At 54.0% G+C, this 25,590-nt stretch carries 26 protein-coding genes and 1 tRNA gene; 12 read left to right on the top strand and 15 right to left on the bottom strand.

Annotation, left to right across the window (positions count from 1 at the left end; translation table 11 throughout):
* Positions 1-91 precede the first annotated feature (91 nt).
* A complete protein-coding gene (gene glk / locus ACX3P5_RS12970) occupies positions 92-1,057 on the top strand; it encodes a glucokinase (RefSeq protein ID WP_233987463.1) in 966 nt (321 codons plus the stop codon).
* Positions 1,058-1,131: 74 nt separating this feature from the next.
* Here glk and ACX3P5_RS12965 read toward each other — a convergent pair whose 3' ends face one another.
* Together ACX3P5_RS12965 and ACX3P5_RS12960 are read right to left on the bottom strand one after the other, a co-directional pair.
* On the bottom strand, positions 1,132-1,860 hold the full coding sequence (locus ACX3P5_RS12965) for a LytR/AlgR family response regulator transcription factor (protein ID WP_233987464.1): 729 nt from the start codon (positions 1,858-1,860) through the stop codon (positions 1,132-1,134).
* Positions 1,857-3,527, bottom strand: a complete 1,671-nt coding sequence (locus ACX3P5_RS12960; protein ID WP_293003178.1) for a sensor histidine kinase — start codon at positions 3,525-3,527, stop codon at positions 1,857-1,859. Before ACX3P5_RS12960 ends, ACX3P5_RS12965 begins: the two co-directional genes overlap by 4 nt.
* 278 nt (positions 3,528-3,805) lie before the next feature.
* On the opposite strand from ACX3P5_RS12960, the gene ACX3P5_RS12955 reads away from it, so the two are divergent.
* Both ACX3P5_RS12955 and alaC read left to right on the top strand, forming a co-directional pair.
* A complete protein-coding gene (locus ACX3P5_RS12955) occupies positions 3,806-4,330 on the top strand; it encodes a GNAT family N-acetyltransferase (RefSeq protein WP_336755694.1) in 525 nt (174 codons plus the stop codon).
* Between the two features lie 117 nt (positions 4,331-4,447).
* Positions 4,448-5,683 carry an alanine transaminase gene (alaC, locus tag ACX3P5_RS12950; protein ID WP_233987467.1) on the top strand — a complete coding sequence of 412 codons (1,236 nt, stop codon included), beginning with the start codon at positions 4,448-4,450 and terminating at the stop codon, positions 5,681-5,683.
* 51 nt (positions 5,684-5,734) lie between these two features.
* On the opposite strand, the gene ypdK is transcribed toward alaC, so the two are convergent.
* The 3 genes from ypdK to ACX3P5_RS12935 all read right to left on the bottom strand — a co-directional run bounded on the left by ypdK (position 5,735) and on the right by ACX3P5_RS12935 (position 8,641).
* Positions 5,735-5,809: a membrane protein YpdK gene (gene ypdK, locus ACX3P5_RS12945; RefSeq protein ID WP_099257831.1), complete on the bottom strand. Its 75-nt coding sequence runs from the start codon at positions 5,807-5,809 to the stop codon at positions 5,735-5,737.
* A gap of 202 nt (positions 5,810-6,011) precedes the next feature.
* A complete protein-coding gene (locus tag ACX3P5_RS12940; protein ID WP_233987468.1) occupies positions 6,012-7,040 on the bottom strand; it encodes an HlyD family secretion protein in 1,029 nt (342 codons plus the stop codon).
* 2 nt (positions 7,041-7,042) lie between these two features.
* Positions 7,043-8,641: an MFS transporter gene (locus ACX3P5_RS12935; protein ID WP_233987469.1), complete on the bottom strand. Its 1,599-nt coding sequence runs from the start codon at positions 8,639-8,641 to the stop codon at positions 7,043-7,045.
* A gap of 152 nt (positions 8,642-8,793) precedes the next feature.
* On the opposite strand from ACX3P5_RS12935, the gene ACX3P5_RS12930 reads away from it, so the two are divergent.
* From ACX3P5_RS12930 to ACX3P5_RS12915, 4 genes are all read left to right on the top strand, one after another.
* The gene (locus ACX3P5_RS12930) at positions 8,794-9,579 is read left to right on the top strand and encodes an IclR family transcriptional regulator (protein ID WP_233987470.1); all 786 of its coding nucleotides are present in this window, start codon (positions 8,794-8,796) and stop codon (positions 9,577-9,579) included.
* 7 nt (positions 9,580-9,586) lie between these two features.
* On the top strand, positions 9,587-10,039 hold the full coding sequence (locus ACX3P5_RS12925) for a universal stress protein (protein WP_233987471.1): 453 nt from the start codon (positions 9,587-9,589) through the stop codon (positions 10,037-10,039).
* Between the two features lie 9 nt (positions 10,040-10,048).
* Positions 10,049-10,852, top strand: a complete 804-nt coding sequence (locus tag ACX3P5_RS12920) for a hypothetical protein (RefSeq protein ID WP_458968808.1) — start codon at positions 10,049-10,051, stop codon at positions 10,850-10,852.
* 254 nt (positions 10,853-11,106) lie between these two features.
* Positions 11,107-11,388 (top strand): putative periplasmic lipoprotein, encoded by a 282-nt coding sequence (locus ACX3P5_RS12915; protein WP_233987473.1) that lies wholly within the window; start codon positions 11,107-11,109, stop codon positions 11,386-11,388.
* 75 nt (positions 11,389-11,463) lie between these two features.
* On the opposite strand, the gene ACX3P5_RS12910 is transcribed toward ACX3P5_RS12915, so the two are convergent.
* Entirely contained in the window at positions 11,464-11,625 is a 162-nt protein-coding gene (locus tag ACX3P5_RS12910) for a hypothetical protein (protein ID WP_233987474.1), read from the bottom strand.
* Positions 11,626-11,888: 263 nt separating this feature from the next.
* Between ACX3P5_RS12910 and ACX3P5_RS12905 the strand changes: the two genes are divergently transcribed.
* Entirely contained in the window at positions 11,889-12,764 is an 876-nt protein-coding gene (locus tag ACX3P5_RS12905) for an SMP-30/gluconolactonase/LRE family protein (protein WP_458968807.1), read from the top strand.
* A gap of 32 nt (positions 12,765-12,796) precedes the next feature.
* On the opposite strand, the gene ACX3P5_RS12900 is transcribed toward ACX3P5_RS12905, so the two are convergent.
* Entirely contained in the window at positions 12,797-14,017 is a 1,221-nt protein-coding gene (locus ACX3P5_RS12900; protein WP_233987476.1) for an L-lactate MFS transporter, read from the bottom strand.
* 263 nt (positions 14,018-14,280) lie between these two features.
* On the opposite strand from ACX3P5_RS12900, the gene ACX3P5_RS12895 reads away from it, so the two are divergent.
* Positions 14,281-14,520 (top strand): hypothetical protein, encoded by a 240-nt coding sequence (locus ACX3P5_RS12895; protein ID WP_233987477.1) that lies wholly within the window; start codon positions 14,281-14,283, stop codon positions 14,518-14,520.
* Positions 14,521-14,556: 36 nt separating this feature from the next.
* Here the strand turns inward: ACX3P5_RS12895 and ACX3P5_RS12890 are convergent, their stop codons facing one another.
* The gene (locus ACX3P5_RS12890) at positions 14,557-15,456 is read right to left on the bottom strand and encodes a DMT family transporter (protein WP_233987478.1); all 900 of its coding nucleotides are present in this window, start codon (positions 15,454-15,456) and stop codon (positions 14,557-14,559) included.
* 180 nt (positions 15,457-15,636) lie between these two features.
* On the opposite strand from ACX3P5_RS12890, the gene ACX3P5_RS12885 reads away from it, so the two are divergent.
* A complete protein-coding gene (locus tag ACX3P5_RS12885) occupies positions 15,637-16,521 on the top strand; it encodes a helix-turn-helix domain-containing protein (protein ID WP_458968806.1) in 885 nt (294 codons plus the stop codon).
* A gap of 140 nt (positions 16,522-16,661) precedes the next feature.
* On the opposite strand, the gene ACX3P5_RS12880 is transcribed toward ACX3P5_RS12885, so the two are convergent.
* The 7 genes from ACX3P5_RS12880 to ACX3P5_RS12850 all read right to left on the bottom strand — a co-directional run bounded on the left by ACX3P5_RS12880 (position 16,662) and on the right by ACX3P5_RS12850 (position 24,055).
* Positions 16,662-16,967 (bottom strand): hypothetical protein, encoded by a 306-nt coding sequence (locus ACX3P5_RS12880; RefSeq protein ID WP_336755690.1) that lies wholly within the window; start codon positions 16,965-16,967, stop codon positions 16,662-16,664.
* A 291-nt stretch (positions 16,968-17,258) separates the two neighbouring features.
* Positions 17,259-17,333, bottom strand: a tRNA-Arg gene (locus ACX3P5_RS12875).
* A gap of 207 nt (positions 17,334-17,540) precedes the next feature.
* The gene (locus ACX3P5_RS12870; protein WP_336755674.1) at positions 17,541-18,617 is read right to left on the bottom strand and encodes a fimbrial protein; all 1,077 of its coding nucleotides are present in this window, start codon (positions 18,615-18,617) and stop codon (positions 17,541-17,543) included.
* Positions 18,602-21,010 carry a fimbria/pilus outer membrane usher protein gene (locus tag ACX3P5_RS12865; protein WP_458968805.1) on the bottom strand — a complete coding sequence of 803 codons (2,409 nt, stop codon included), beginning with the start codon at positions 21,008-21,010 and terminating at the stop codon, positions 18,602-18,604. The genes ACX3P5_RS12870 and ACX3P5_RS12865 overlap by 16 nt, the downstream gene beginning before the upstream one ends.
* A 29-nt stretch (positions 21,011-21,039) precedes the next feature.
* Positions 21,040-21,747 carry a fimbrial biogenesis chaperone gene (locus ACX3P5_RS12860; protein ID WP_233987482.1) on the bottom strand — a complete coding sequence of 236 codons (708 nt, stop codon included), beginning with the start codon at positions 21,745-21,747 and terminating at the stop codon, positions 21,040-21,042.
* A 69-nt stretch (positions 21,748-21,816) separates the two neighbouring features.
* Entirely contained in the window at positions 21,817-22,413 is a 597-nt protein-coding gene (locus tag ACX3P5_RS12855; protein ID WP_233987483.1) for a fimbrial protein, read from the bottom strand.
* Between the two features lie 712 nt (positions 22,414-23,125).
* Entirely contained in the window at positions 23,126-24,055 is a 930-nt protein-coding gene (locus tag ACX3P5_RS12850) for a formate/nitrite transporter family protein (protein ID WP_336755672.1), read from the bottom strand.
* Positions 24,056-24,297: 242 nt separating this feature from the next.
* Here ACX3P5_RS12850 and ccmA point away from each other — a divergent pair, with 242 nt between their 5' ends.
* Together ccmA and ccmB are read left to right on the top strand one after the other, a co-directional pair.
* Complete coding sequence (gene ccmA / locus ACX3P5_RS12845; protein ID WP_336755671.1) at positions 24,298-24,915, top strand: cytochrome c biogenesis heme-transporting ATPase CcmA; 618 nt, start codon at positions 24,298-24,300, stop codon at positions 24,913-24,915.
* Complete coding sequence (ccmB, locus tag ACX3P5_RS12840; RefSeq protein ID WP_336755670.1) at positions 24,915-25,574, top strand: heme exporter protein CcmB; 660 nt, start codon at positions 24,915-24,917, stop codon at positions 25,572-25,574. The genes ccmA and ccmB overlap by 1 nt, the downstream gene beginning before the upstream one ends.
* Positions 25,575-25,590 lie beyond the last annotated feature (16 nt).

The raw sequence follows: 25,590 nt of genomic DNA, 5'->3' as shown, positions 1-25,590 counted from the left end.
CACCAATCGCACCGGTGAGCGTTGTTGTTTTATGGGCAGGATTTTATAGTGTCCTCCAACTCTTTAAGACCCCAAGCGGAGCAACAGAAGAATGACAACCTATGCCTTGGTCGGCGATGTCGGCGGCACCAACGCCCGTCTCGCCCTGTGTGAGGTGGAAAGCGGCAGCATCTCCCAGGCCAAAACATTCTCAACATCAGAGTACGACAGCCTCGAAGCCGTCATCCGCCATTATCTTGATGAACAACAGCAGGATGTTAAAGATGGTTGTATTGCCATCGCCTGCCCGATTACCGATGACTGGGTTGAAATGACCAACCACGACTGGGCATTTTCGACGCGCCAGCTGAAAGAGAACATCGGTTTTGAACACCTGGAAATCATTAACGACTTCACTGCGGTATCCATGGCGATCCCGATGCTGACTGCCGAAAACGTGATTCAGTTCGGTGGCGGTGAGGCGGTGAAAGATAAGCCTATCGCTATCTATGGCGCCGGTACCGGCCTTGGCGTCAGTCATCTGGTTCATGTCGACAAGCGCTGGGTGAGCCTGCCGGGCGAAGGCGGTCATGTCGATTTCGCCGCCAACAGCGAAGAAGAAGACCAGATCCTGGAAGTGCTGCGTGAAGAACTGGGCCATGTTTCAGCGGAACGCGTGCTCTCGGGTGCCGGCCTGGTTAACCTCTATCGCGCTATCGTTAAAGTCGACAATCGCGTACCGGAAAACCTGAAGCCGAAAGATGTCAGTGAACGTGCGCTGGATGATAGCTGCACCGACTGTCGTCGCGCGCTCTCGCTGTTCTGCGTCATCATGGGACGCTTCGGCGGCAACCTGGCGCTGAATCTCGGCACCTTTGGCGGCGTCTATATCGCCGGCGGTATCGTGCCGCGCTTCCTTGAGTTCTTTAAAGCGTCAGGTTTCCGGGCGGCGTTTGAAGACAAAGGCCGTTTCCGTGACTACGTTGCCAGCATTCCGGTTTACATGATCACCCACGATCAGCCGGGTCTGCTGGGTGCCGGTGCGCACCTGCGTCAGACGCTGGGCCGCGAACTCTGATCTGCCGTTAGTCCGCGATACCGCTTTCCGACCTGGCCTGCCGGGTCGGGAAGTGCGCTTACGCCATTCCCCTGTTACAACCGCATTAACTGACGAAACAGCTTCACTTTGCTGCGGCTGACCGGTACCTGAAACTCCAGGTCACGCAGCTTCAGCAGATAGGTGTTGTTAAACCACGGCTCGATCTCGCGAATTTTATTCAGGTTTACGCAGTAAGAGCGGTGGCAGCGGAAAAACTGCTGCTCCGGCAGACGTGAACAGAACTCGGTAATATTCATCGACATCACATAGGATTCGCGCCGGGTATAAACAAACGTCAGCTTCTCATGTGCTTCCACATAGTAAATATCATTCACGTCGGTGACGATAATGCGCTCATCTTTCAGCAGGTTCACCGTCTGCGGCACGGCGGCAACGGCGGCATTGCTTACCGCCTGCTGAGTCTGCCCGGCAGCTTCAAGTTTATTAAGCATGGTGACAATGCGTGACTCATGATAGGGCTTGAGGATGTAGTCGAACGCTTCCAGCTCAAACGCCTCGACCGCATGTTCTTTCCAGGCGGTGATAAACACAATCAACGGCTTGTGGGCAAACTGACTGATATTCTGCGCCAGCAGCATCCCGTCAAGCGACGGAATATTGATATCGAGAAAAATCACGTCGACCCGATGCTGCTGCAGATACTTCAGCACGTCGAGACCGTCATCAAAGCAGGCTTCGATCCGGATTTTGCTATGCTGCTGGATCATCCAGCTCAACTCCTGCTGGGCTAAAAACTCGTCTTCGACAATGATCGCTTTCATAACAGATTCTCCGCCAGCCGCTGGCCGTTTTTACTCAGCATAAAGGCGATTTCGGTACCGGGCTGATGCCGTACGATAGACAATCCCTGACCCGATAACAGCTTGACCCGATGATGAACATTCAACAGGCCGATTTTATTGCCGGGCATCTCATTACGGGCCACCCGTGCCATCACCTCATCGCTGATTCCCTGGCCGGTATCGCGTACCGCGATCCGCACCCGATCGCCCAGGTCCCGAACGCTCAGCGTCACCACGCCTTTACCTTTACAGGGCTGGATGCCGTGCACGATAGCATTCTCCACCAGCGGCTGAATCAGCAGGCTGGGCAGCAGGAAATGCAGATCTTCATCAACGTCATAAATCATCGTCAGCTTGTCGCCAAAGCGTGCCTGTTCAATGGCGATATAATCCTTCACCTGCCACAGCTCTTTACGGATGTCGATCAGCTCATCGTCATTCAGTTCGAGGTTATAGCGCAGATAGCGCGACAGATTGATCACCAGCTGGCGGGCGGTATCGGGATTAAGGCGGATGGAAGAGGAGATAGCGTTCAGGGCATTAAACAGAAAATGAGGATTTATTTTACTTTGCAGAGCGCGCAGTTCCGCTTTATTGGCCATCTCACGCAGCTGCTCAGCGCGTGAAACTTCAAGCTGGGTTGAGATAATCTGTGAAAGCCCAATCGCCATCTCCTTCAGCGAACCGGTTATACGGTGGGCCCGGCGGTAATAAATTTTCAGCGTGCCGGTCACTTTGCCTTTTTCCCACAGCGGGATAACGATCATGGAGTGAATATCTTTGGTGCGGTACGCTTCGTCATTGTTTCTGATGATGATTTTACCGCTGGCGATCGCCTGAGCGGTGGTCGGGCTGATGTCTTCATCCCCCTGCTGATAGTTCTGCTCACCGTAGCCCACATAGGCCAGAATCTGTTTTTTGTTGGTCATCGCCACCGCGTCAGCGTTGATATCGCGGCGGATAATGTCACAGATATTGCGCAGCGACTCGCTGTTAACCTGACGAAACAACGGCAGGGTTTTATTGGCGATCTCCAGCGCCAGCTTGGCCTGGCGGGCAGCGATGGCCTCTTTTTCGCCCTCAACGCTCTGCACCAGCAGCACAATCAGACCAATGCTGGAAGCGCCGAGAATCATCGGCAGCGCAATCTCCGACACGATAGCCAGCCCGAGTGAGGTCGGGCGCGCCCAGAGGATAATCAGCAGCATGGTCAGGCTCTCGCACAGCATCCCGCCGAGGATACCGACTCGCCAGCGCTGCTCTTTCACCACTCGCCGGTTAATCCCGCCCGCCACAAAACCGGCAATGATGCTGGTGATCAGACAGGGCACTGAGGTTACGCCGTGGATATCAATTAAAAAGCGGTGCAGGCCGGCAATCACGCCGGTCGCGATACCGACCCACGGCCCAAACAGAATGCCGCCCGCCATCACGGCGATCACCCGCACATTCAGCAGCGAGCCATCGACATCCACCCCGGACCAGGTACTGAATAAGGCAAACAGCGAAAAGATGACGGTGACGACCGCCTTTTCATAGCCGGTGTGTTCATCTTTTTGCAGCAGCTGGCGAAACAGCCGGGTGCGCGTCAGGAAGAACAGGCAGATCAGCATCAGTGCAGCGCGGTCAAATACGGCCAGTAACATCGTAAAGTGGGAGGACACAGGCGACTCATCGGCAAAGGAAAGTGAACCTATGATAAAAAATGTGATCGTGATGCGCTAGCATCACGGTTCGCCGCCATGCCGGAAGATGTTTCAGATCAACTCTGGCAGGCGAATCGCAAAAAGCGGAAAGCCTGAGTGCTATAAAGGGGAACAGTTTTTCCGCCTGACCGCACTGGTCGCGGCCAGGGCGTTTTGCTATGTTGCGCGATGAAGCGAGGCAGAGACTGTCGATACATCGCGCCCATCGGGAGCAGAAAATGCAATTAGTCACCGCCAGATTAACCCTGAGTAAACTCCAGCCAGAGGACTGGCAACTGTTCCGCGCCGTCCATCAGGACCGCGACACCATGACCTGGGTCAGCGAAATTCCTGACGAAGCGGATATCCGTCAGCGCTTTAATGAGCGGCTGGCCCCCTGGCAGGCCAGTAGTTTTCACATGCTCTGTCTGGTGGCCCGCCGCAATGACAGCGGCGAGCCGATTGGCCTGTTTGGCTGCAGCCCGGAGTGGGAGCCCTATCGTCAGGCGGAGGTAGGCTACATGCTGCTGCATCGCCACTGCGGTCAGGGTTTTGGCAGCGAGGCGCTGGCGGCGCTGTGTCAGTTCTTATTTGAAGCCGATTTCCATAAGCTCAAAGCGATGGTGATTGAAGGCAACCAGGCGTCACGGCGCATTCTGGAAAAAAATGGCTTTCAGCTTGAAGGGACGCTACGGGATAATTATCTGCTGAACGGCTGCTGGGTAAACGATTGGCTGCTGGGACGGCTGAATCCGCAAAAATAAAAATATTTTCCGCCACCCTCGACAACGTTGTGATTGTCACGTTATGTTCTTGAGAGGTCACCGCAGTGACCAGCGTCGCTCGGACGGTCCGGGCGCTAACGTACTCCAGAGGACATCATGGCTGATAACAGCACACCCCGTCGTTTCTCACGTATCGAACGTCTCCCCCCTTACGTTTTCAACATCACCGCTGAACTGAAGATGGCTGCGCGTCGGCGCGGCGAAGATATCATCGACTTTTCAATGGGTAATCCGGATGGGGCCACGCCGCCGCACATCGTTGAGAAGTTGTGCCAGGTCGCACAGCGTGACGATACCCACGGCTATTCGACTTCGCGCGGCATTCCTCGCCTGCGCCGGGCGATTTCACGCTGGTACGCCGAGCGTTATCAGGTAGAGATCGATCCGGAATCAGAAGCGATTGTCACCATCGGCTCAAAAGAGGGGCTGGCGCACCTGATGCTGGCGACGCTGGATCACGGTGATACCGTGCTGGTGCCGAATCCCAGCTATCCGATCCACATTTACGGTGCCGTGATTGCTGGCGCGCAGGTCCGTTCGGTACCGCTGGTGGCGGGTGTCGACTTCTTTAATGAGCTGGAACGCGCCATCCGCGAAAGCTATCCCAAGCCGAAAATGATGATCCTCGGCTTTCCCTCTAACCCGACCGCGCAGTGCGTAGAGCTGGACTTCTTTGAACGCGTCATTGCGCTGGCGAAGCAGTACAACGTGCTGGTTATCCACGATCTGGCCTATGCCGACATCGTTTACGATGGCTGGAAAGCGCCGTCGATTATGCAGGTGCCCGGGGCGCGTGACGTCGCGGTTGAATTCTTTACCCTGTCAAAAAGCTACAACATGGCGGGTTGGCGCATTGGTTTTATGGTCGGTAATAAAGAGCTGGTCGCTGCGCTGGCCCGGATCAAGAGTTACCACGATTACGGTACCTTCACCCCGTTGCAGGTAGCGGCGATCGCCGCACTGGAAGGCGATCAGCAGTGCGTACGCGATATCGCTGAGCAGTATAAACGCCGCCGTGATGTGCTGGTCAAAGGGCTGCATGAAGCGGGCTGGATGGTCGACAATCCCAAAGCCTCAATGTACGTCTGGGCGAAAATCCCTGACCATTACGCTCATCTGGGATCGCTGGAGTTTGCCAAACATATGCTGCAGGAAGCCAAAGTGTGCGTATCGCCCGGTATCGGATTCGGTGACTACGGCGATACGCATGTACGCTTTGCGCTGATTGAAAACGGTGACCGGATTCGTCAGGCGGTGCGGGGGATTAAAGCGATGTTCCGTGCCGATGGCGTGTTGCCGGGCAGCGTAAAAAATCTGGAAGAAGAGATCTGACAGCCAACTGGGGCGACAAAGCTGTCGCCCCCTGGCGGCACTGTCACGCCATTACTTCAGCAGCAGAACAAAGGTTCCGAACCAAAGCAACGCGAAAAAAGATATTCCCATCAAGGCATATTTCACAAAGCAACTCCTCTGAGCGGTTACGATGATGGCGATCCCAGGCCAGTGCAACGCGAACAGATGTGGAAAAAAGATCGCCGCCTGGACTAGCGGTCTGCTTTTTTCCGGGTCGATCTGAATAATTCAGAACAGGATCGAGCGCTAATTTACGCGTAATCCCGCCTAAATGAAATAGGTCCGTTCTGAGATATTCCTCACAAATTTACTGCACTTCGATTTCCGGGATCGCTGACATGCCTACACGCAATTGCGCCAGATGTGGTTGGTCACTTTCCAGCACAATTTTCACCGGCAGACGCTGAACGACTTTAGTGTAGTTGCCTGTCGCGTTATCGGGGGCGATCGCCGAAAAAGTTGCGCCGGTGGCGGGAGCGATGCTGTCCACGTGACCGGTAAAGGTCTCGCCGGGTAAGGCGTCGATATGGATACGCACCCGCTGTCCTGGCCGCACGTCGCTGAGCTGTGTCTCAAGAAAGTTAGCGGTGATATAGGTCTGCTGCAGCGGCACCACGGCCAGCAGACGCGTCCCGGCTGAGACGTAGGCGCCGGTACGCACCGAACGCTGACCCACCATGCCGTCAACGGGCGCAGTGATGCGCGTGTAGGAGAGATTCAGCACGGCCTGATCGACACTGGCTTTCGCCGCCGCCACATCAGCTTCCGCTGAGCGCACCGCCGCCTGCAATACGCCAACCTGTTTCATTGCCGATGCCAGCGCTGCCTGACTCTGGCGAACGGCCGCCAGTGCCGAGCGCTGGGTAGAGCTCGCTTTCTGCTGATCGTCAGCGGCCACGGTGCCGCTTTTATACAGGCGATTGTAACGATCGGCGCTCTGGCCAGCGTACTGCGCCGACGCCTGGCTGGCGGCCACGCTGGCTTTTTGCTGCTCAATCACCGACTGCTGCTGCTCCAGTTGCGCCTGGCTGCTCAGCAGTTTCGCCTCGCTAACCTGCAGGTCGGCTCTGGCGCTCTCCAGCGCCACGCGATAGTCACGATCGTCGAGCGTGGCCAGCAGTTCACCCGCTTTAACCTGCTGATTATCCGCGACCCGCACGCTGTTGATATAGCCTGACACCTTCGGTGCAACCAGCGTGTAATCGGCATTGACGTACGCATCGTCGGTACGGTGATCGTTACGGGTCATCAGCGACCAGACGAACCAGGCGATAGCCAGTAACACCAGCAGTAGCAGACTCAGCAGCACCGTTTTTCTCATTATTAAAGCACGCATATTCAGTTATTCCGGGATGGGGGTTGGATCAGCGTCTGGGGCGGCCAGACACGTTTAGGCAGGATGGCCGTCAGTAAAAGCAGGCACGCAGCAAAGCCGGTCAGCATCAGCCAGCTATCACTCAGGCTTAGTACAGTCGCCTGATGCTTAACCAGCGTGGCGAAACCGCTGATGTTTTCGCTGGCGCTGATGCTGCCATCCGGCAACAGCGGCTGACTGCTGCTGGCCTCACTGCTGACGGTCGCGGTCATCAGCCACGGACGACTGGCCGCCTGATTAATTAAAATGCTGGAGTGGAACTGCTCGCGGTGGCTGAGAAACACTTCCACCAGCGTCGAGGCGGCAATGCTGGAGAAGCCGCGCACGGTGTTAAACATCGCCGAGGCGAACGGGCCTTCGGGTGGCGCAACCACGCTGGTGGCGCTCATCAGTATCGGTAAGATCACCATCGGCTGTCCAAACGCCTGCAGAATCTGCAGCAGCCAGAAGTTTTGTCGCGCCCAGTCGCTGGTGACCTGCATCCCCAGCAGACAGGAAGTCACCAGCAGGCCAGCACCGGCCGCCAGCATCCAGCGGCAGTCGATCCAGCGGATGTTCAGCAACGCCGCAATCAGCGGCGCAATCAACAGCTGCGGCAGGCCAACCGTCAGCGCCAGCGGCGCAAATTGCAGGGTACGGAATCCTTCAACCTGCGCAAAATAGGCGGAAGGCAGCGCCGAGCCTGACAGTGAAAGCGTCAGGACGCAGGCCAGCGCCAGTAATCCGTGCGTCAGATTGTGGCGTTTCAGCATCTGCAACTTAAACAGCGGCAGCGGATGGAACCACTCATTGATCAGGAACACCAGCAGCAGCGGCAGCGCGGCCAGCAGCATTCCGGCGATCAGCGGCGAGTTAAGCCAGTCGAGGCGTTCGCCCTGGGTCAGCACCAGAATCAGTAAAGCGATGGCGCTGCAGCCGGTCACCATGCCGAACAGATCGATCTGCTGGAAGCGTTCGGTGCGCAGCGGGTCCTGCGGCAGCCCCCAGCCCGTCAGCAGCATGGCGATTAGCATCCCGGGCACGATCTGCCAGAACACCATCATCCAGCTGACGTGATCGGTCCACAGCGACGCCAGTGAGGCGGCCATGTTCGGCCCAAAAGTGGCGGTCAGCGCATAGCCGGCAAGGCCAAACAGCTTGAACGGCGGCGGCAAAAAGCGCAGGGCGACGGTCATCAGCATCGGCGGCAGGGCACCACCAAACAGTCCCTGCAGCACCCGCAGCGCGATAAACAGGGTTGGATCTGGCACCAGCGGCAGCGCTATACCGGTCAGCATAAAGCCCGCTGAAACGCCAAGCGTAAAGCGCCGTAGCGATAGCGTGACGGCAAACCACGGCGCGATCATCATCGCCGCCACTTCCGCCGCCTGATAACCGGAGATAATCCAGCTACCCTGATCGTAGCTGATGCCGGTCGCGGCGCGGATGTCAGCCAGCGCAAGATCGCTGACGCGATCGTTCAGTCCGGAAGTCAGTGCGGCAATCAATACGCCGACTAATCCCAGCGCCAGACGCAGCGTAAAGGGGTGAGGTGCCGGCACGGTGGCTGGCTTAGCATTCATAGCAGGTTGTCTCGTTATTTTTTTGATGCAGTGTATTGCAATGTGATACAGGCTGCAATATTACATCCCGGTATGGTGTATTGCAATGTGGTACAGGCTGTAAAAAGTGCGGCGATCGCGCTACAGTAAGGCAGCTTAAAAAGGACGACGCTATGGCACATCAACCCTCCAGCCGTGAGGATGAAAAAACGGGCGGTATTCAGGTCATCGCCCGTGCGGCAAAAATTCTGAATGCGCTGGGCGAACAGCCGGGCGGCATGAGCCTGGGTGAGATTGCTCAGGCGGTCGATCTGCCACGCTCTACCGTGCAGCGGATTGTTGCCGCGCTCGACAGTGCAGAACTGGTCCGCAGCAGCGGTGCGGGCGGACTGCGGCTGGGACCGGCATTGCTGAAGCTGATCTCCAGCGTGCATACCGATGTGGTCGATCTGGTCCGGCCGCTGCTGGAAAAACTCTCTGCCGATACCAATGAAACCGTCTCGCTGGCGCGCGCCAGCGGTACCCAGCTGGCTATTGTTCACTGCGTGGTGGCTTCGCGTGAACTGCGCGTGGTACCGCACATGGGCCTTAATCTGCCGCTTTACAGCACCTCCGGCGGACGGGCGCTGCTGGCATTAGAGTGCGATAAAGATGTGCGGGTGATTGTCGGCGAAGCCTGGCGGGAATTAACCGAGATGACGGTGAAAACCCTGCCGCAACTGCTGCAATTGATCAATGAAGTCCGTGAAACCGGCATCGCCGTGGATCGCGGGGAAACGCTGGAAGGCATCTCAACCATGGCGTTTGCTCTTGATACGCTGTTTGGCCGCTTCTCTGTCTCTTTGCTGGTGCCCTCTGCACGCTTTCACCGACACGAAGCGCGTTATCGTGATGAAATGCTGAAGTGTAAAGAGGCGCTGGTACGTGAAATTGGCAAAATCGCCGCTGTAGAAGGATAAGCATTCAATGAAAACCTTATTAATGGCCATTGATCATTCGCCGGTTGCGGAAAAAGTGGTTGCCCTGACGATTGAAGAAGCTCTGGCACACCGCGCCGAAGTGGTGGTGCTGTGTTGCGTCGATCCGGCTTACTCCTCCTGTAATCAACCGATGGAAATTGATGCCGGTGAAGATCCGGCCGATTTTGTTGCGGCGCAGGATGAGCAGAATACCGCCGAACTGGTGGTGCGCCACGCGCTGGCACCGTTACTGCGGGCCGGCATTAATGCGCGCGGTATGATCCTGGCCGGCGAAGCGGCGGATACCATCGTTGCGCAGTCGCTTCAGCTCAAGGCCAGCATGATCATTATGGGCCGCCGTCATCTCTCTTCTTTTAACCGACTGTTAAAAGGATCGGTCAGTGCCTCGGTGATTGAGCGTGCTCACTGCCCGGTGCTGATTGATGTGCGTAAGGATTAATGCCGTAGCATGACCTCTCTGTCTGTTATAACGCTGGCCGCCTTTGCGCTGCTGGCGCTGATTATTATTGTGCTGATTAAAACCACCCGACTGCGCCTGTGGCAGGGACTGATTATTTTTCTGCTGCCGCTGATCGTGGCGAATCTGCTGTGGTTTAGCTGGGTTGCGCCACAGCAGGAGCAGACCCGGCAGCGCGAGCAGGCGATCGGTTACCTGGCGCAGATGCCCGGTTACCGGGTATTGCAGAGTCAGGAACCGGCGCTGTGGCAGCTACTGACCCAGGAACTGACGCGTCGGATTCGCGCCGGCGAACCGGTTGAACAGGCCACCGGAGAACTGCGCGGCTGGCTTATTGATGTGGTGAATCAGCGGCTGATGCGGGGAACGGATGCGGCGGTGGTGAACTACATACGCGTGTCGGTGGAGGAGATGCAGGCGCTCAATGCGCAGGACGCCGGTCTGTGCTTCCGGTTTCTCTATCCGCAGGTCAACGGCGGCGTTAATTTAGTGAAAACGCTCACGCCGTCGCTTAACCAGAAAGAGGCCGAGGCGATGGAGCAGTTGTTGCTCAATAGCACGCATCCACCGCAGCCGGTGGACAGCGCGCTGGCGCAACGCGATCTGAAACAGGTGGTCGCACAGCTTTATCAGCGCTGGGGCGATAAGCTGCAACAGCTGAACGTGCCAGCCGACACCGCGGTGGATCGTTCATCGATGTGTGCCATGTCAATCGATCTCTACAGCGCTATTCTCGCATTACCTGACAAGCGCGCGGCCAACCTGTTACGTAAAATGATTGCTGTTTCCGGTTAGCGACGGGCATAAAAAAGCCCGCTTAGCGCGGGCCGAAAGGTCAGGATGATTTTATTGTTCTGGCTTTTACCTGGTGTGGTACAGACTTCGTTTTGTCTGAAGGCATCTTGTCATACCCTTTCTGATAGTGATAGCCGTTTAATCGTATCGCATTAATCGGCTAAAACTTATCAAGTTTCCGTTTTTCGCGCATTAATCCTATGGATGCGCGACATGCTGCGTCATACACTGCGCAGCAATGTGAGGATAAATAAATGAAAAAACAGATTATTGGCGCGCTGGCGCTGATTTTGCTAAGCGGATGTACCGCCAGCAAACCCGGGGCATTTGAACGTATCGACGAAGATCCCAGCTCAAATACTGTCCAGTACCGCTTTGACCCAATGAAAGTCGATCGCGATGCGCTGGATATTGATCTGGCAAATTACTGCAATAAGAAAGGATTCGATAAGGTAGAAGCATTGCCGGCCCAGGACAGCCATATTCCGGGGCTGAAAAAAGCCTGGTTCCAGTGTAATTATGCAGTTAAAAGCTAAATAAAATGGGCGGGATAATTATCCCGCCCTGAATGTTTCTCTTTCTTTTATTATGCTGTGTGACGTCTTTGCCCGTTAGCGGTGATGATGTCCGCCATGATACCCACCGTGATAGCCTCCATGATAGCCGCCGCCACCTCCGCGGTGCCAGCCATTGTCGTGCCGTGGTTCGATAATGCAGCCGCTTAATAACGTCATCAGCGCTACTACCGAAACGACTTTAATTAATCTTTTCATAGGAAAGCTCTCCTCTTTTCCAATGACTACGACGTTACGCTGGAAAAGTGGAGTGAAGATGCAGGATTTGTAGAGTTATTTAGGAAGATATTACCGGATATTTCATTTTGCTGAAATTTATAGCGAGGAAGCAGAAGAAAATAAGAAAGGGATGAATAGCGATTATTCTTAGCGAGAATTGTCTTAAAAGCAAGCGAAAATAATTCTCATTTAAAATGAATTATAGCTACATTATTAGCAGGACTTTTCATCGGGAGAGAAACATGGCGTATGAGGTAAAAAATGTACTGAAATTGCAGGCTGAGCTGGGCGAATGCCCGCTCTGGTCAACCGGGGAGCAGGTGCTGTGGTGCGTCGATATTCTGGCACCGGCGATTCACCGTTTTGATCCCGCCAGCGGCGAACTGCAAACCTTTCCTCAGCCAGAAGAGGTGGGTTGCATTGGTCTGCGCGAGCAGGGCGGGCTGATTGCGGCCTTGCGCAGCGGCGTCTGGCTGCTGGACGCGCAGGGCAAACCAGAAAAAAAGGTAGCGGATAATCCAGGTGAAGCCGCACGCAGCCGTTTTAATGATGGCCGTGTCGATCCCTGGGGTAACTTCTGGTGTGGCAGCCTGTGGGAACCACAGGATAAAAATGGCGGGCTGTTATGCCGGGTTACGCCTGAGCTGAAGCTGGACGTCAAAGCGCGGGATATCAAAATCTCCAACGGCGTGGCGTTCTCTCCCGATCGACGCTGGATGTACCACAGCGACACGCCCAACGAAGTGCTCTATCGCTATCCACTGGACAGCCAGGGTGAACCGGGTGAACGCAGTGTTTTCCGTCGCTTTGACGCGGCTGGTGGCTTACCGGATGGCGCGGCGGTGGACAGTGAGGGATATTACTGGTCAGCACAGTTTGATGGCGGGCGCGTCGTGCGTATCGATCCGCAGAGCGGCGAAATAGTCGACGAGATCCTGCTGCCGGTGAAGTGGCCTACCATGGTGGCCTTTGGCGGGGCCGATCTGAAAACGCTGTTTATCACCAGTTCGCGTGAAGATCGCACCGAAGAAGAGCTGGCGCGCTACCCTGAGTCAGGGGATATTTTTGCGGTTGAGGTCGACGTGGCGGGTATTGCAGAGCCGCGTTTCCGCGGTTGAGCAAAGGGCCGCGTTATCGCGGCCCCGGAAGATTAATGGCGTTGCAACACCGGCTTACCGGCCACCGGCTGATTCGGCAAACGGATGGTCAGTGACAGCAACAGGGAGATCACCAGCAGAGTCATAATCAGACTGAAGGTGACGGTAAAGCCGCCAAACAAGGAAGCCACCAGTGAACCCATCACGCTACCGATACCAAAGCCGAGATAGAGCAGCCCGTAATTTTTAGTCAGGTTGTTAAGGCCGAAGAAGTCACTGACCAGTGAAGGGAACACGGTGATGGTACCGCCGAAGCTGAAGGCGATGCAGGCTAACGACAGGAAGAAAGTGGTTTCATTCATATGGGTAAACAGCAGCACGCTCATTCCCGCCAGTGAAACAACCTGCGCCAGCGAAATCACCCGAATACGCATCATCTTATCCGAGAGCACGCCCAGCACCAGACGGCCGCTAAGGTTAGCAATGGCAATAACCGTCACCGCGTTGGCGGCAGTCTGGGTGGAGAGATGCACCAGACCTTCGCCGATATCCTTGGCGACACCAATCACATATAAACCGCTCATGCAGGCCGTCAGAAACATCAGCGCCAGCATCCAGTATTGTGGCAGACGTACTGATTGGGCCAGCGTGTAATCGCGCGCCTGCTGCTGGCTGGTGCTGGCTGCGCTTTGCAGTGGCGCATCACGCATCAGCAGCGCGCCCAGCACGATCATCGACATGGCCAGCAGACCCCAGATGATAAACGTCTGTTCCAGACCAAACCGGCTAAGCAGCGCGCCGCAGATAAATTTAAAGCCCAGGCTACCAAGGCCGTAAGCCCCAATCGCACAGGCCGAGATCATCCCTTTACGCTCCGGGAACCACTTCACGCAGTTTGAGAGTGTCATCAGGTATCCGGCACCATCTGCCAGACCCACCAACAAACCCGCGCTGAAATAGAGCATCATCAGGTTATCGGCATGGGCGGTCAGCCAGAAGCCTGAAGCCATCAGCAGGCCTGCGCCGATAGTCACACGGCGAACGCCAAACCGTTCCTGCAGTTTTCCCGCCAGCGACGAGGCAATTGCCAGCCCTAAACTTAACAGGCCAAACGAGAAGGCGACCTGACTGATCGACGCATCCAGTTTTTGCGACAGCTGGCCGTTGAATAAACTCCATGTGTAGACCGAACCCAGCGCAAACTGAGTAATGACCGTTCCGATCAGTGTGAGCCAGCGGGTACGCTGGTAAGTAGCCTGTTGAGTCTGGTTCATTTTGTCTCTCCCGTCCGGGAATCCGGAAATTACGCTCAGAATAGGGCAGCCTTACGCGTGCGTGATGGGTAACGGCATGAACGGAAGCGGGGACGGCATGAAATGCCACTAACCGGGTATGAACGGCAGCGGGAGGAAGTAACCAAAGCGGCAGCTTAATGATTAAGCGTAATTAGCCGTAAGATAATGTTTCAGGCAGGCGATTTCACCAGCAACTTTGCAGATTTTTTGCCAGGCTAAGGGTTCACTTATCAGGAGGAAATATGAAAGACCGGACATATGAATCCATTACCAGTGAGGATGAGGTTTGCTGCATTATCGGTCAGGCAGTGATTGAACTGAGTGCAGAACAACAGCCTGTGACCAAATCGACGCTTGCGCTTAAATTATTATCGATGGCCGATCGTGATAGTGACGATGAGCGTGTTCTGCTCTACTGGATTGCCCGTAAGGCAATTAATCAACCACAAAAACTTATTCAACAGCAGCAGCAATGGGCATGATGCTCATCCGGAAGCGGGCCGCAACCCGCCTCCACGTCAGACGATAGCGCGGCGACGGCTTGCCGGCCAGCGGGCAAACATCACCAGGTTGCCCAGCAAAATCATGACAAGGCCAGGGATGGCGCTGACATGCCATTCGTAACCTTCATAGCGGGTAGACAACGCCAGCGCAACCAGCGGAAACAGCACTGTTGTGTAGGCAGCCCGGCTCGATCCGATGCGACCCACCAGCGTAAAATAAGCGCCAAAGCCCAGCACCGACCCGACGATTGCCAGATAGCTCAATGCGCCCAGCCATTGTCCATTCCAGGCAGGCTCAAGCGACACGCCCTGCAGCAGTGACACCAGCGCCATCAGCAGCGCGCCATACAACATGCCGTAACTGTTGGTGGTCAGGACATCACGTTGCTGTCGCTGATGACGCAGGCTAATCATATTACCGAACGAAAAGCCCAGCGTGCCGAGCGCGCTCAGCCCGATTCCCCACATCAATTCGCTGGAGGCCTGAGTGTGACGCAGGTCGTGCCAGAACAGCGCCACAATACCCGCCATACCCAGCACTATCGCCGGAATCAGACGTGGAGAAGGGCGCTGGCCGAAGAAAATCCAGCTATTGACGGCGTTATACATCACCGCCATCGAGAAAATTACTGACTCCAGACCGCTGCTGATATAACCGGAGGCGTAGTAGAAGCAGACAAAGTTGAAGCCGAACACGCAGCCACCCTGCAGCAGGCAAAACAGATGATCGCGCAGGTTTAAGCGATGCAGCCGTTTCACCGCTTTCAGCAGCAACAGCATCACCAGCGAGGCCAGTAAAAAGCGCCAGAATACCGCCACGGTCACGGCGGTGATGCCTGCCGATTGTTGCGCATAGATGGCGATCCAGGTAGTGCCCCAGATCAGAACAACAGAGAGATATAAAAACAGGTTCATGGTCGCGTCCTTTTTCCCTAAAGCACACCAGTCTGCGGCCAGCTGGCGATGGTGTCTTGCATCAGGCTGCGTGAGATTTGCAAAATCTTGCGCATTTTTGAGTCGCCAGGGCGCGGCGGCCTGTTCTCGCCGCCGCCGGAGCCGTAAACTGGCCCTCTGTTCACTGACCCTGACATCACGATGCGCACTTACCAGACGTTTGAAACTCTGCAACGCCATAAAGCGCAACTGCGCGATCGGGTGCAGTTGCACAGCGGCCTGCAACTGGCGGCCTGGTTCAACAGTGGCGATCGCGTGACGACGCTCAGCGATCACCACACGCTGAGTCTCTATGTCGAAGGGGGCTACGATACCTGGCATAAAACTGCCCACGGCTGGCGTAATGGCGGGGCGCCGGATCGTTTCTGTCTGATGCCCGCGGGCATTGAATCGACGTGGGATCTGCGTGCCGATTTGGCTTTTGTGCATCTTTACTGCAGCGAAGCGCAACTGCGGCATCTGGCTGAACAGGTCTGGGATCGCAGCCCGGCGCAGTTAAATCTGCATGAAAAAATCTTCTCAGCCGATCCGCGGATTACTCAACTCTATCGCCACTTTCTGCTGAGCTGCGACTGGCAACAACCTGCCAGCCAGCTGACGCTCAGCAGCGCATCAACCTTATTGCTGACCCATCTGCTGCAGCAATATAGCGAAGTACAGTGGCAGCTCCCTCAGGTGCGCGGCGGTCTGGCACCGGTGGTATTACGTCGGGTGCTCGACTTTATTGATGCGCATCTCGATCAGCCGTTAACGCTGGCCGATCTGGCTTGCGAAGCGGCACTGAGTGAGTTTCATTTTGCCCGTATGTTTCGTCACACCGTGGGCGAAGCGCCACACCAGTTCGTGATGCGTCGCCGTATGCTGCGAGCGCAGTTATTACTGGCGCAGCCGGATCTGACGCTGACAGAAATTGCTCTGCACTGCGGTTTTCACTCTTCCAGCCACTTCAGCCACCGTTTTCGTCAGGTACATGGCGTGACGCCCTCGGCTTTTCGTCAGGCGAAGCGCCCAGCGCGGATTGAATAGCGGCGTTCACCGCAGAAGAAACGCTTAACCGCAAACTGCGATAATCTGGCATCGCTCTCAGCGGCTGGCTGCTGTGAGGTTAAAGGCGGTCAGATAATAAACGACCTCGCCGGAGCGAGGTCGTTTTACCCGTCATGCCGTTACTGAATGGTAAACTGCCAGGAGCCCATCGGCTTGCGAACCAGCATCATGGTTTTTTCCACGCCATCAATAACGACATAATATTGTTCATTGAGTTTGAGGCCTCTGGGAAACGATTCATTCCCTTCATAGCGCACCGTAATTTTATTACCGAATACCTCTGCATCAGCCTCCTGACCAAACTGGGGCAGAGTAATTTTCTTTTTCACGCCTTGGGTCCTCGTTTTGATAAAGCGGGTGAGTGGCGAACCATCCTCGTTGTACAGCGTTGCTGTAATAGTGTAGCCGCGCGCAGAGACGATCACGATACCCCAGCCGCTATTACGTTGATGGAGAAGTCAGTTTACAGCTGATTAGGGCAGGCATATTTGACGAGAAAGTTACTGCTTTTGCGGAGATGCGCTTCCGGTGAGTCAGTTTATCTGTGATGGGCAAACGTCTTATCACATTCAGCTAAGAAGATATCGCCACTGCCGGAACCGGTGGAGCAGAGCTGAAGGTTTGTTTTCACGGCGGCAAGGTTTAAACGTTGTCGTACTCGTTACGGCGCGCGAATTAACGAGGGGTTTGGGGCAGGTAGCAAGGATGCGGCGTACTGGTGTCCCCTGCAGGAATCGAACCTGCAACTAGCCCTTAGGAGGGGCTCGTTATATCCATTTAACTAAGAGGACGACGGCGCGCAGTATAACGTAGAAAGCGGCAAAGATTCACTACAACGCCGTGCGTTTGTTCATTCCGCCAGCAGTTTAGCGGTTCTCTCCCCAACATTACCGCTTTCCCCCGCATCACCGGTGCCAGCTTTGTGTGAAATCCGTGCCGCCACCACCCTCATTTTGTGTAGCGCTGAGCTGTGCCAGCATCCGGTTTCTGCCCGTCTCTTATTCATACTCCATATAAATAATGATGGTTCCTACCACCGTTCCGGGCGTCGCGTTGGCGGCATCGTAGATTTTGTATCTGGCGCCAATATCAAAAGAGGTCAGCGATCCCACCAGATCTTTATTTTTCGTTAACGATGCCAGAGAAGTGGAAGCGGAATCGTAGCCGCTACTGAATTTCAGAGGATCCGCGATATCGTTAAACAGCTGGAATCCGATGCCTGTCGATGTGGAAGAAGCATTTCTGACAATAAACTTCGCGTTATCTACAAGATCGTTGCTGTAAGCCCTGAGATTAAAGGTTTTGGTCGCCTTACTGTTGATGCTGCCGCTACAGGAGAGCGGAATGGTAAAGCGCGTATCCGAAGCGTCGCCTGACTTGATAGTGAACAGCGTCGTCGAGGGCAGTGAGAACTGCTGATTCTGAATATTGCAGGTGGTACTGACCGGGACGAAGGTAACGTCAAAGGAGGCAAATCCTTTTAAATCGGAGTAGGAACTTGTCGCCGCGGCAGCTTTAGAAGAAACCAGTCCCCGCAATGCACTCGCTGTCGGGTAGGCATTGCTGCCGTTTGATGAAATAAAATAGAGCACCGGAATTTCAATTTTTCCGGTTGTGGTAGCAATGTCATACGCCGTGCCATCGACGACTTCAGCGTTGATGGTGATATCAGTATCAAACTCACTCGAGGCATAATCCTGAGTAATAAAAGCGCCAAACTCTTTGCTTGAGGCAGGAATAGAGGCGGTGAATCTAATATAGGTTTCCTGATCGCCAGTCACAAATTTTACCGTATAGCCACCCTCAAGGCCGTTGCGATAATAGAGCGTCTCCCCACCGGTGACGCAGGTCAGTTTAAATCCGGAGAAATTTGAGCTGTTAGTGGTTGAGTGGCTACTGGTCAGTGACAGCATCGTTGCAAGTTCAATATCGTTAACGGTTGAAGTGGCTACCGCGCTCTTGCCAGTAGATAAATTCGACGCATCACAATAGGCTAATGCCTGGTTAACTGAAAACAGGCTCAGTCCGGTCAGCAGCATTATCGCCGTGGAAAGAATTTTTATAAATTTACGCATAGATTTTCTCCGGTAAGCACGGCGTTTTTAATAATGCAGGACGGCTGGTTGTCCATCCGGACCATAATGTAATCGGGTAAGCTATCCGCTTTGACATAGACCAGGCCGCCCTGTGCCACATAGCCGAGTTCCTCATCTTTTTTGTTAAACAGAGAGGCACCAAACGTCAGTGGTTTTCCATCGGCATAACGGGCATGCAGGGAAAATGTTTTCCGGGTATCGGTCGCATACTTCACATAGGAAATACTGCCTTTCCACGGCGCGATTTTTTTAATATTGCCCTGAATGTCACTGGATGAATCTGAATTGAGGTAAAAGGTATTTTTACGCCACGGCGTAGCGTAGGGCACCAGCGCCTTCCCCTGTTTATTGGTATAAAGGGTCGCATTACCATTCACTTTCGCGCCAGCCACACCCGGTGCATCAATAATCACAAAATGATTTCCGGTTTGCGGTGAGGTCAGTAAGCCATGCTGCGACAACAGCAACGTGCCAGAAGCACCGGCACCATACTGGGTATAATGCTCTCCCTGGGTGACGTTACCGGTGAAGGTGGACCAGGGTGACGCATAAGAGACATACCCGCTGGAAGAGGCTCCCTCATTGTTCCGATGATTAACCAACAGGTTATATCTTAAAGCGTCAGAGACTTTTTCATTCCAGCCGAGTGACGCACTGGTCTGGCTTCCCTGCACGCTGGTAGATGCACTGACGGTGCCGTTGTGGTTAAACAGGCTCCACGGAATGCTCAGCGATAAAGTGGCATATTGCTCATCGCGGTAGACCGCCTTACGCCGGTTTTCCGCGTAAATTTCAGCATTGGTATAAATTCTTTTACCGGCATTAACGGACCAGGATATCTGATTGTAACTGTTACTCCATCCCAGACTAAACTGACGGGAAACCTTCGACGTATTCCAGTAACCCACCGCATAGAGCCCGGCATTGAGATTGCCATAACCCGCCGGAAGGCGCTGATCAAGCGTCAGGTTCAGGCTGTTTTTTTCCTGGGCACGGTAGCCAATCTGATCGCTGATAAACTCCGCGGCAGAATCGGACTGACTCAGGGTAGTGAAGTTTTTATCGCTGTGCGTCGCGCCAACCGTAACGGAGGTTTTGGTTGGAAAATGTTTATTTAACGCGACCCTGACTTTATCGCCCTGGCGTTTTTCCGGGTTGAGAGTGGCCTGAGTATATTGATAACTGGTAGTCAGCGTGCCCAGCCACGGCACAAGCAGGCCGCTACCTATCAGGCCGGACTGATAATTCTCGCTGGCAATGGCACCGGTCACCAGTGTCAGGTTGTTCCGGACACCTCTGGAATATTCCGCCTGGATAAAATCGCGTTGTTTAAACAGCGCATCGCTGCTGAATTTACCCGCATACATCACCCAGTCCGATGAGCCGCTTCGCAGCAAATTACCCGAGGAGGAGTAAGGAATAATGGTCGTGGTTTTACTGCCGTCTGCATTTTCAATGACCAGGTAAAGATCCGAACGGGAGCCGGTAGGCATCAGCTCAGAAAACTCAAAGGGTCCGGCGGGAACGCTTTGCTGGAAAATGATTTTGTCGTCCTGCAGGACTTTAACTGTCGCATTGCTGTCTGCAATGCCGCTGACGACGGGCATATAGGTCCGGTAGCTGTCGGGCAGCATGGCCAGCTCTTTCGTCAGGCTGACGCCGCGAAATTTAACGCTGTCGAACCAGGATGAACTGGTGTAGTCATCGCCTGCTTTTACCGTTGAACTGATTGCCGGCAATGACTTTTCAAGGTAGCGGGAGCGGTTAACCCAGCGTGAGTAGGTTTCATTACGATAATAATAGGTGTTATCACGGAAATGCCAGTCGGCAACGTTCAGCCCGCTGTTCAGTGTCAGGTAGAGGTTCGACTGATTATTGCCGTTACTGTAGTTTCCGGCAGAGTAGATAGCATTATAGTTGGTAAATATGCCGGGGATGCCTTTATCCCACAGCTCTGGCGGCATCCAGTTACGGTCATGAGAAATAATACGCGCCTGCGGCACGGTAATATCCAGCTGAAAAATATTCTGACGAAAACTGACTTCATCCTTTCCGACGATCTCATTCAGGGCGATCCATTCCTGACTGAGCGCCTCTTTTTGCACTGCCGGTTTAGTTTTATCCGTTTTTATATCTAACGCGGCCAGTGCATTGGCGGAAATCAGGAAACTATTTTTCCCTTCAACCTTTAACTGATGTTTGCCTTTCCACTCTTTATTGACGTAAATGTCGACGCTATAAATACCCGGGGCAATGGTATTTTTCTCTTCAGACCACGCCTCATTGGAGGCGCTGCCCAACATAAAGCCCTGGTTGAACTCTTCATCGGCATAGCTGCGCAGGCACACGGCGACACCGATAAAAATGAGCATTGTCTTCAAAAACGTCAATTGGCTTTTCATTAGCGTTTAATATCAACCGTTCTGAGTGTGCCGAAGTCATCGATAAAGGTCAGGTAAACCTGCGCCTGTTTTGATAAAGCCGCTGAATGGGGAAGGGGTGTGCAGCTTAGCGGTTTTGCTAAAACAGTGGACTGCAGGAAATTATCCTTTTTGCTGCCATTTTTAACATGGCTTAATCCGGCGACGGTCACGTAATAGGGCGAATCATTTTTAATGCAGGCGCCATTATTCTGCTTAACCAGCGACAGGTAACTCTGCAGTTTATTAATGTCAGCTTTCAGATTGGCCGGCCGGTAAAAAACTTTCACCCGATTACGGACGGCGAACTGGATATAGCTGCCGCTTTTGTCTTTGGGATTAGGGGGAATATCAATGAAATTGAGCCAGAAAAGGCTTTCACGATCGGCTGGCAGTGAACCGGCAAGATTGTTTTTAACGACGGTCAGGATCTGACCATCATTCGCGCTGATGCGAACCACTGAAGGCACGACGGCCAGCGGTAATCTGAGATCTTCGGGTTTCGCATCAGGATTGCCATTATCTATCCATGCCTGAACCAGGTGAGCTTCGGCTGATTTATTGACCAGCTGGACGTTGACGCTTTTTTTATCGCTGTTATAGATGACGCGCGTGTTGTTCATAACCACACTGGCGCTTGCGACGCAGGAAAGAGTAAACAGTAATGTGCCTAAATAAACGCGTTTCATTTTCTGATCTCATTTTTGACATCCTTGTCGGGTTAAATTATCCGGATTTAACAATTAACCGCAGATCGATTAATCGTAATTGAAGGTATAGGTTGCGGTGGTCACAACAGAACCGGGTTTCACTGCCGCACCACCGTAGTTGTAGTAGTTGGCAAAGTAGTTCAGTGCTCCACTTGGGGAGACGTCATAGGTCGTTCCGTCAGTGGAAGAGGTGCTCAGACCGGTGTCGAGTGCGCTATTAAGTGCGACCAGCTGGCTACCATCTTTGGTAATACCGATTCCTACGCCGCTGGCGGTACCGGTACTGTTTTTCAGGTAGGTATTGTCTTCCGACACGTTACCGCCTGAGAAGGTGATTTTCAGTGTTTGCGCCGCTGCACTGGTGCTATCAAAACCGGCGCAGCCATCGACATTCAGCGTAAACGGTTTAGCATTAGTCGACACCACGCCCACAGCGGTACCCATATCGCTGCTGGTCACCGGGTTTAAATCAACGGCGAAATCGCTGCCGCTGTTGGTGGTGACATTACAGGTTGCATCAGTGACTGAACCGTAAAAGGTGATGGTTCCGCCGCCAACGCTTTCGGTGGTTGCGGCCAAAGCAACCTGACAGGTCATTAACAGGGCGAGTCCTGCGGTGACTTTATTAAACATTATTTTTTTCATGTTATAATCCTTATTATGCGTAACGTAACCGGCGTATATTTTTCCGTGTTGACGTTACTTATGGTGTGGCGACGCTGGATTAATACCCTTGTCTGATTTTGTGTGTTAATAACAGGCGGCATAGTAATGCTAAAGGTGATGCTGAAATAAATATTATTATGTGAACTGATTGTTTAATTTAAATAGGTTGTTTTAAATTTACTGCGTTGCGCAGCTCTGGTGTTTATAAACTCTCTTTTATAATGGGGTGACAAAATAACACTACTCTTTACCGTTTTCCTGTTAGTAGTAAATCTAACAAAAAATGCGTTAGGAAAATATCCATTTATTTCGATATCCATCTTCAAATGGAATCTTGCGTTAATTTAAGGGTGTTTTTGTATGATTGGAGGCTGGCTTTATTAACATGCATTCCAAAATGAGAATGCGGTCCCGACGGAGAATGACGTTTATTGACAGAGGGATAATTTAATTTACGATTGCAGCCTGGTGATTGCAAATAATTCTTTATTCACGCTGTGCAGATTATTTTTGGCGGGGAGTAAATAATCGCTGAAGCGAATGCGTCATTCACTTTAAGGCAGTTATTGCAGTTATTGCAGTTATTGCAGTTATGGCGAATATGACGTGATGCGAATTAATGGCTGAAGCGGGGGAAGAGGGCGAGCGGTGTTGGACCAGCCCACGCCGCATCGCCATCTTCCTCCTTTAATTACTCTTCCTGTTGTTCGCGCTCGCGACGTTTCTCCTGCTTTTTCTGGTCGGCTTTGGCTTTGGCGACCGCCGCCTCGCTCATATCGTTGCGGATCTGCGCATGGCTGATCAGGGCAAAAATCAGGGTACCGCCGGTGATATTACCTAACAGCGTGGGCAGGGCGAAGGGCCAGAGGAACTGATGCCAGGGAATGCTGCCATTAAAGACCAGGTAAAGCACCTCGACCGACCCTACAACGATGTGCGCCAGATCGCCCAGCGCCACCAGCCAGGTCATCATCACAATCACCACCAGTTTGGCTCCGCCGGCAGACGGGAACATCCAGACCATAGTGGCAATAATCCAGCCGGAAATCACCGCGTTGGCAAACATCTCGCCTGGCGTGTTTTCCATCACTTTCATGCTGATGTCAGTAAACGCCTGGCGGGTTGCATCATCAAAGATCGGCATCTCATTAAAGGCCAGCGCTGCCAGCGCGGTGCCAATCAGATTGCCCAGCAGCACGAAGCCCCATAAGCGCAGCAGCAGGCCGACATTGCCCCAGGTCGGCTTGTGCATCACCGGCAATACCGCGGTAACGGTGTTCTCGGTAAACAGCTGCTGGCGCGCCATAATGACAATCACAAACCCAAAGGTATAACCGAGATTTTCCAGTAAAAAGGCCCCTGGCACGCCCTCAAGATGAACCTGAAATATCCCTTTCGCCATCAGCGAAGCGCCCATCGATAAGCCGGCTGCAATGGCTGACCAGAGCAGAGCCATACCGTCGCGTTCCAGCTCTTTCTCCCCATCCTGACGAATCTCTTCATGTATGGCTGCCGCACGCGAAGGTAGCGCCTCCTCGTCGACCTCTATTTCTTTACCCTCGTCCTTTTCATCACTTTCAACGTCATTGTGATCCTGTTGGTTACCTGATGAAGGCTTCATATTTTCTCCTGGTGATAGTGCTGTGGCGTAATAAGCGTAGCTGCTTTTTATTTGCCGATAATGTAACGAGGGATATGAATAAGCGTAACAAGCTTTTTCGTGGCTGCATTTTTAAGCGACCACCACGGCACACCGCACTTATCGCCTCCTGAAGGTCACTCTGAACGGCGCGGCAAACTTCGGCCCACAGCAACATTATGGTATTATCCTGGCCTTCTTTTAGCTGGTGCGATCCCCCCTTCATGTTGGAAATCATTACGCTCTCTTGTGTACGCGATGAACGAACGCTGTTTCATCAGCTCTCTTTCAGCGTTCATGCTGGCGACATTGTGCAGATTGAAGGGCCAAATGGTGCCGGTAAGACATCGCTGTTGCGTTTAGTGGCGGGATTAAGCCGGCCAGAGCAGGGCGAGATACGCTGGCACGATCGTCCGATCGCGCAGCAGCGTGAACAGTGGCACGCATCACTGCTTTACCTGGGGCATCATCCCGGCGTGAAGGCGGTGCTCTCCCCATTAGAAAATCTGCGTTTTTATCACCGCGACTGCGAAGACGCGCAGATTTTTGCCGCGCTGGAAAGTGTGGATCTGCTCGGTTATGAAGAGGTGCCGGTGGCGCAACTCTCTGCCGGCCAGCAGCGTCGGGTCGCGCTGGCACGTTTATGGCTCAGTCGCGCCACCCTATGGATTCTGGATGAGCCGCTGACCGCCATCGACAAAACCGGCATCGAAAAATTAATGATGAAATTTGCTCAGCATGCCGATAACGGCGGGGCGGTGATCGTGACGACCCATCAGGATCTGCCCGATCCTGCAGGGCGCGTGCGTAAAATTCGCCTCAGCGCGGCGGAGTCAATCTGATGCTGTTTCGTCTTATTCAGCGTGAATTGCGCATTGCCTTTCGCGGCGGGGCCGATGTGGTTAACCCGCTGTGGTTTTTCCTGATCGTCATCACCCTGTTTCCGCTGGGTATCGGGCCCGATCCGCAACAGCTGGCGCGTATTGCGCCGGGTGTCGCCTGGGTCGCCGCACTGCTGGCCTCGCTGCTGGCGCTTGAGCGGTTGTTTCGCGATGATTTTATCGACGGCTCACTGGAGCAACTGTTGCTGCAGCCGACGCCGCTGCCGGTCACGGTAGTGGGCAAAGTGATTGCGCACTGGCTGGTCACCGGATTACCGCTGATTGTCCTGTCGCCGCTGGCGGCACTGCTGTTATCGCTCGATTTTAATGGCTGGTGGGCGATGGCGTTAACGCTGCTGATCGGCACGCCGACCCTGAGCTTTCTCGGCGCCATCGGCGTTGGATTAACGGTGGGATTACGGCGCGGCGGCGTGCTGCTGAGCCTGCTGGTGCTGCCGCTGGCGATTCCGGTGCTGATTTTCGCCAGTGCGGCCATTGAGGCTGCCGGCCAGGGGTTACCGATTGGTGGCTATCTGGCGATCCTCGGGGCGATGCTGCTGGTCAGCGCAACGCTCTCCCCGTTTGCGACCGCAGCGGCGCTTCGGATCACGCTGCAATGAGTCCGTCACGGCGGCG

Source organism: Pantoea sp. S-LA4, from assembly GCF_054482835.1.
This window is presented reverse-complemented; position numbering and strand designations above follow the sequence as displayed.

What these genes read in the sequence shown, in the direction of transcription:
- ACX3P5_RS12965 (WP_233987464.1), bottom strand. Translation starts at nt 1,860, where the DNA reads ATGAAAGCGATCATTGTCGAAGACGAGTTTTTAGCCCAGCAGGAGTTG.
- ACX3P5_RS12855 (WP_233987483.1), bottom strand. Translation starts at nt 22,413, where the DNA reads ATGAAAAAAATAATGTTTAATAAAGTCACCGCAGGACTCGCCCTGTTA.
- ACX3P5_RS12865 (WP_458968805.1), bottom strand. Translation starts at nt 21,010, where the DNA reads ATGCTCATTTTTATCGGTGTCGCCGTGTGCCTGCGCAGCTATGCCGAT.
- ACX3P5_RS12960 (WP_293003178.1), bottom strand. Translation starts at nt 3,527, where the DNA reads ATGTTACTGGCCGTATTTGACCGCGCTGCACTGATGCTGATCTGCCTG.
- ACX3P5_RS12940 (WP_233987468.1), bottom strand. Translation starts at nt 7,040, where the DNA reads ATGCGTGCTTTAATAATGAGAAAAACGGTGCTGCTGAGTCTGCTACTG.
- ACX3P5_RS12850 (WP_336755672.1), bottom strand. Translation starts at nt 24,055, where the DNA reads ATGAAGCCTTCATCAGGTAACCAACAGGATCACAATGACGTTGAAAGT.
- ACX3P5_RS12890 (WP_233987478.1), bottom strand. Translation starts at nt 15,456, where the DNA reads ATGAACCTGTTTTTATATCTCTCTGTTGTTCTGATCTGGGGCACTACC.
- ACX3P5_RS12900 (WP_233987476.1), bottom strand. Translation starts at nt 14,017, where the DNA reads ATGAACCAGACTCAACAGGCTACTTACCAGCGTACCCGCTGGCTCACA.
- ACX3P5_RS12905 (WP_458968807.1), top strand. Translation starts at nt 11,889, where the DNA reads ATGGCGTATGAGGTAAAAAATGTACTGAAATTGCAGGCTGAGCTGGGC.
- ACX3P5_RS12870 (WP_336755674.1), bottom strand. Translation starts at nt 18,617, where the DNA reads ATGCGTAAATTTATAAAAATTCTTTCCACGGCGATAATGCTGCTGACC.
- ccmA (WP_336755671.1), top strand. Translation starts at nt 24,298, where the DNA reads ATGTTGGAAATCATTACGCTCTCTTGTGTACGCGATGAACGAACGCTG.
- ACX3P5_RS12935 (WP_233987469.1), bottom strand. Translation starts at nt 8,641, where the DNA reads ATGAATGCTAAGCCAGCCACCGTGCCGGCACCTCACCCCTTTACGCTG.
- alaC (WP_233987467.1), top strand. Translation starts at nt 4,448, where the DNA reads ATGGCTGATAACAGCACACCCCGTCGTTTCTCACGTATCGAACGTCTC.
- ACX3P5_RS12930 (WP_233987470.1), top strand. Translation starts at nt 8,794, where the DNA reads ATGGCACATCAACCCTCCAGCCGTGAGGATGAAAAAACGGGCGGTATT.
- ACX3P5_RS12955 (WP_336755694.1), top strand. Translation starts at nt 3,806, where the DNA reads ATGCAATTAGTCACCGCCAGATTAACCCTGAGTAAACTCCAGCCAGAG.
- ACX3P5_RS12895 (WP_233987477.1), top strand. Translation starts at nt 14,281, where the DNA reads ATGAAAGACCGGACATATGAATCCATTACCAGTGAGGATGAGGTTTGC.
- glk (WP_233987463.1), top strand. Translation starts at nt 92, where the DNA reads ATGACAACCTATGCCTTGGTCGGCGATGTCGGCGGCACCAACGCCCGT.
- ACX3P5_RS12925 (WP_233987471.1), top strand. Translation starts at nt 9,587, where the DNA reads ATGAAAACCTTATTAATGGCCATTGATCATTCGCCGGTTGCGGAAAAA.
- ACX3P5_RS12915 (WP_233987473.1), top strand. Translation starts at nt 11,107, where the DNA reads ATGAAAAAACAGATTATTGGCGCGCTGGCGCTGATTTTGCTAAGCGGA.
- ACX3P5_RS12910 (WP_233987474.1), bottom strand. Translation starts at nt 11,625, where the DNA reads ATGAAAAGATTAATTAAAGTCGTTTCGGTAGTAGCGCTGATGACGTTA.
- ACX3P5_RS12920 (WP_458968808.1), top strand. Translation starts at nt 10,049, where the DNA reads ATGACCTCTCTGTCTGTTATAACGCTGGCCGCCTTTGCGCTGCTGGCG.
- ACX3P5_RS12860 (WP_233987482.1), bottom strand. Translation starts at nt 21,747, where the DNA reads ATGAAACGCGTTTATTTAGGCACATTACTGTTTACTCTTTCCTGCGTC.
- ccmB (WP_336755670.1), top strand. Translation starts at nt 24,915, where the DNA reads ATGCTGTTTCGTCTTATTCAGCGTGAATTGCGCATTGCCTTTCGCGGC.
- ACX3P5_RS12885 (WP_458968806.1), top strand. Translation starts at nt 15,637, where the DNA reads ATGCGCACTTACCAGACGTTTGAAACTCTGCAACGCCATAAAGCGCAA.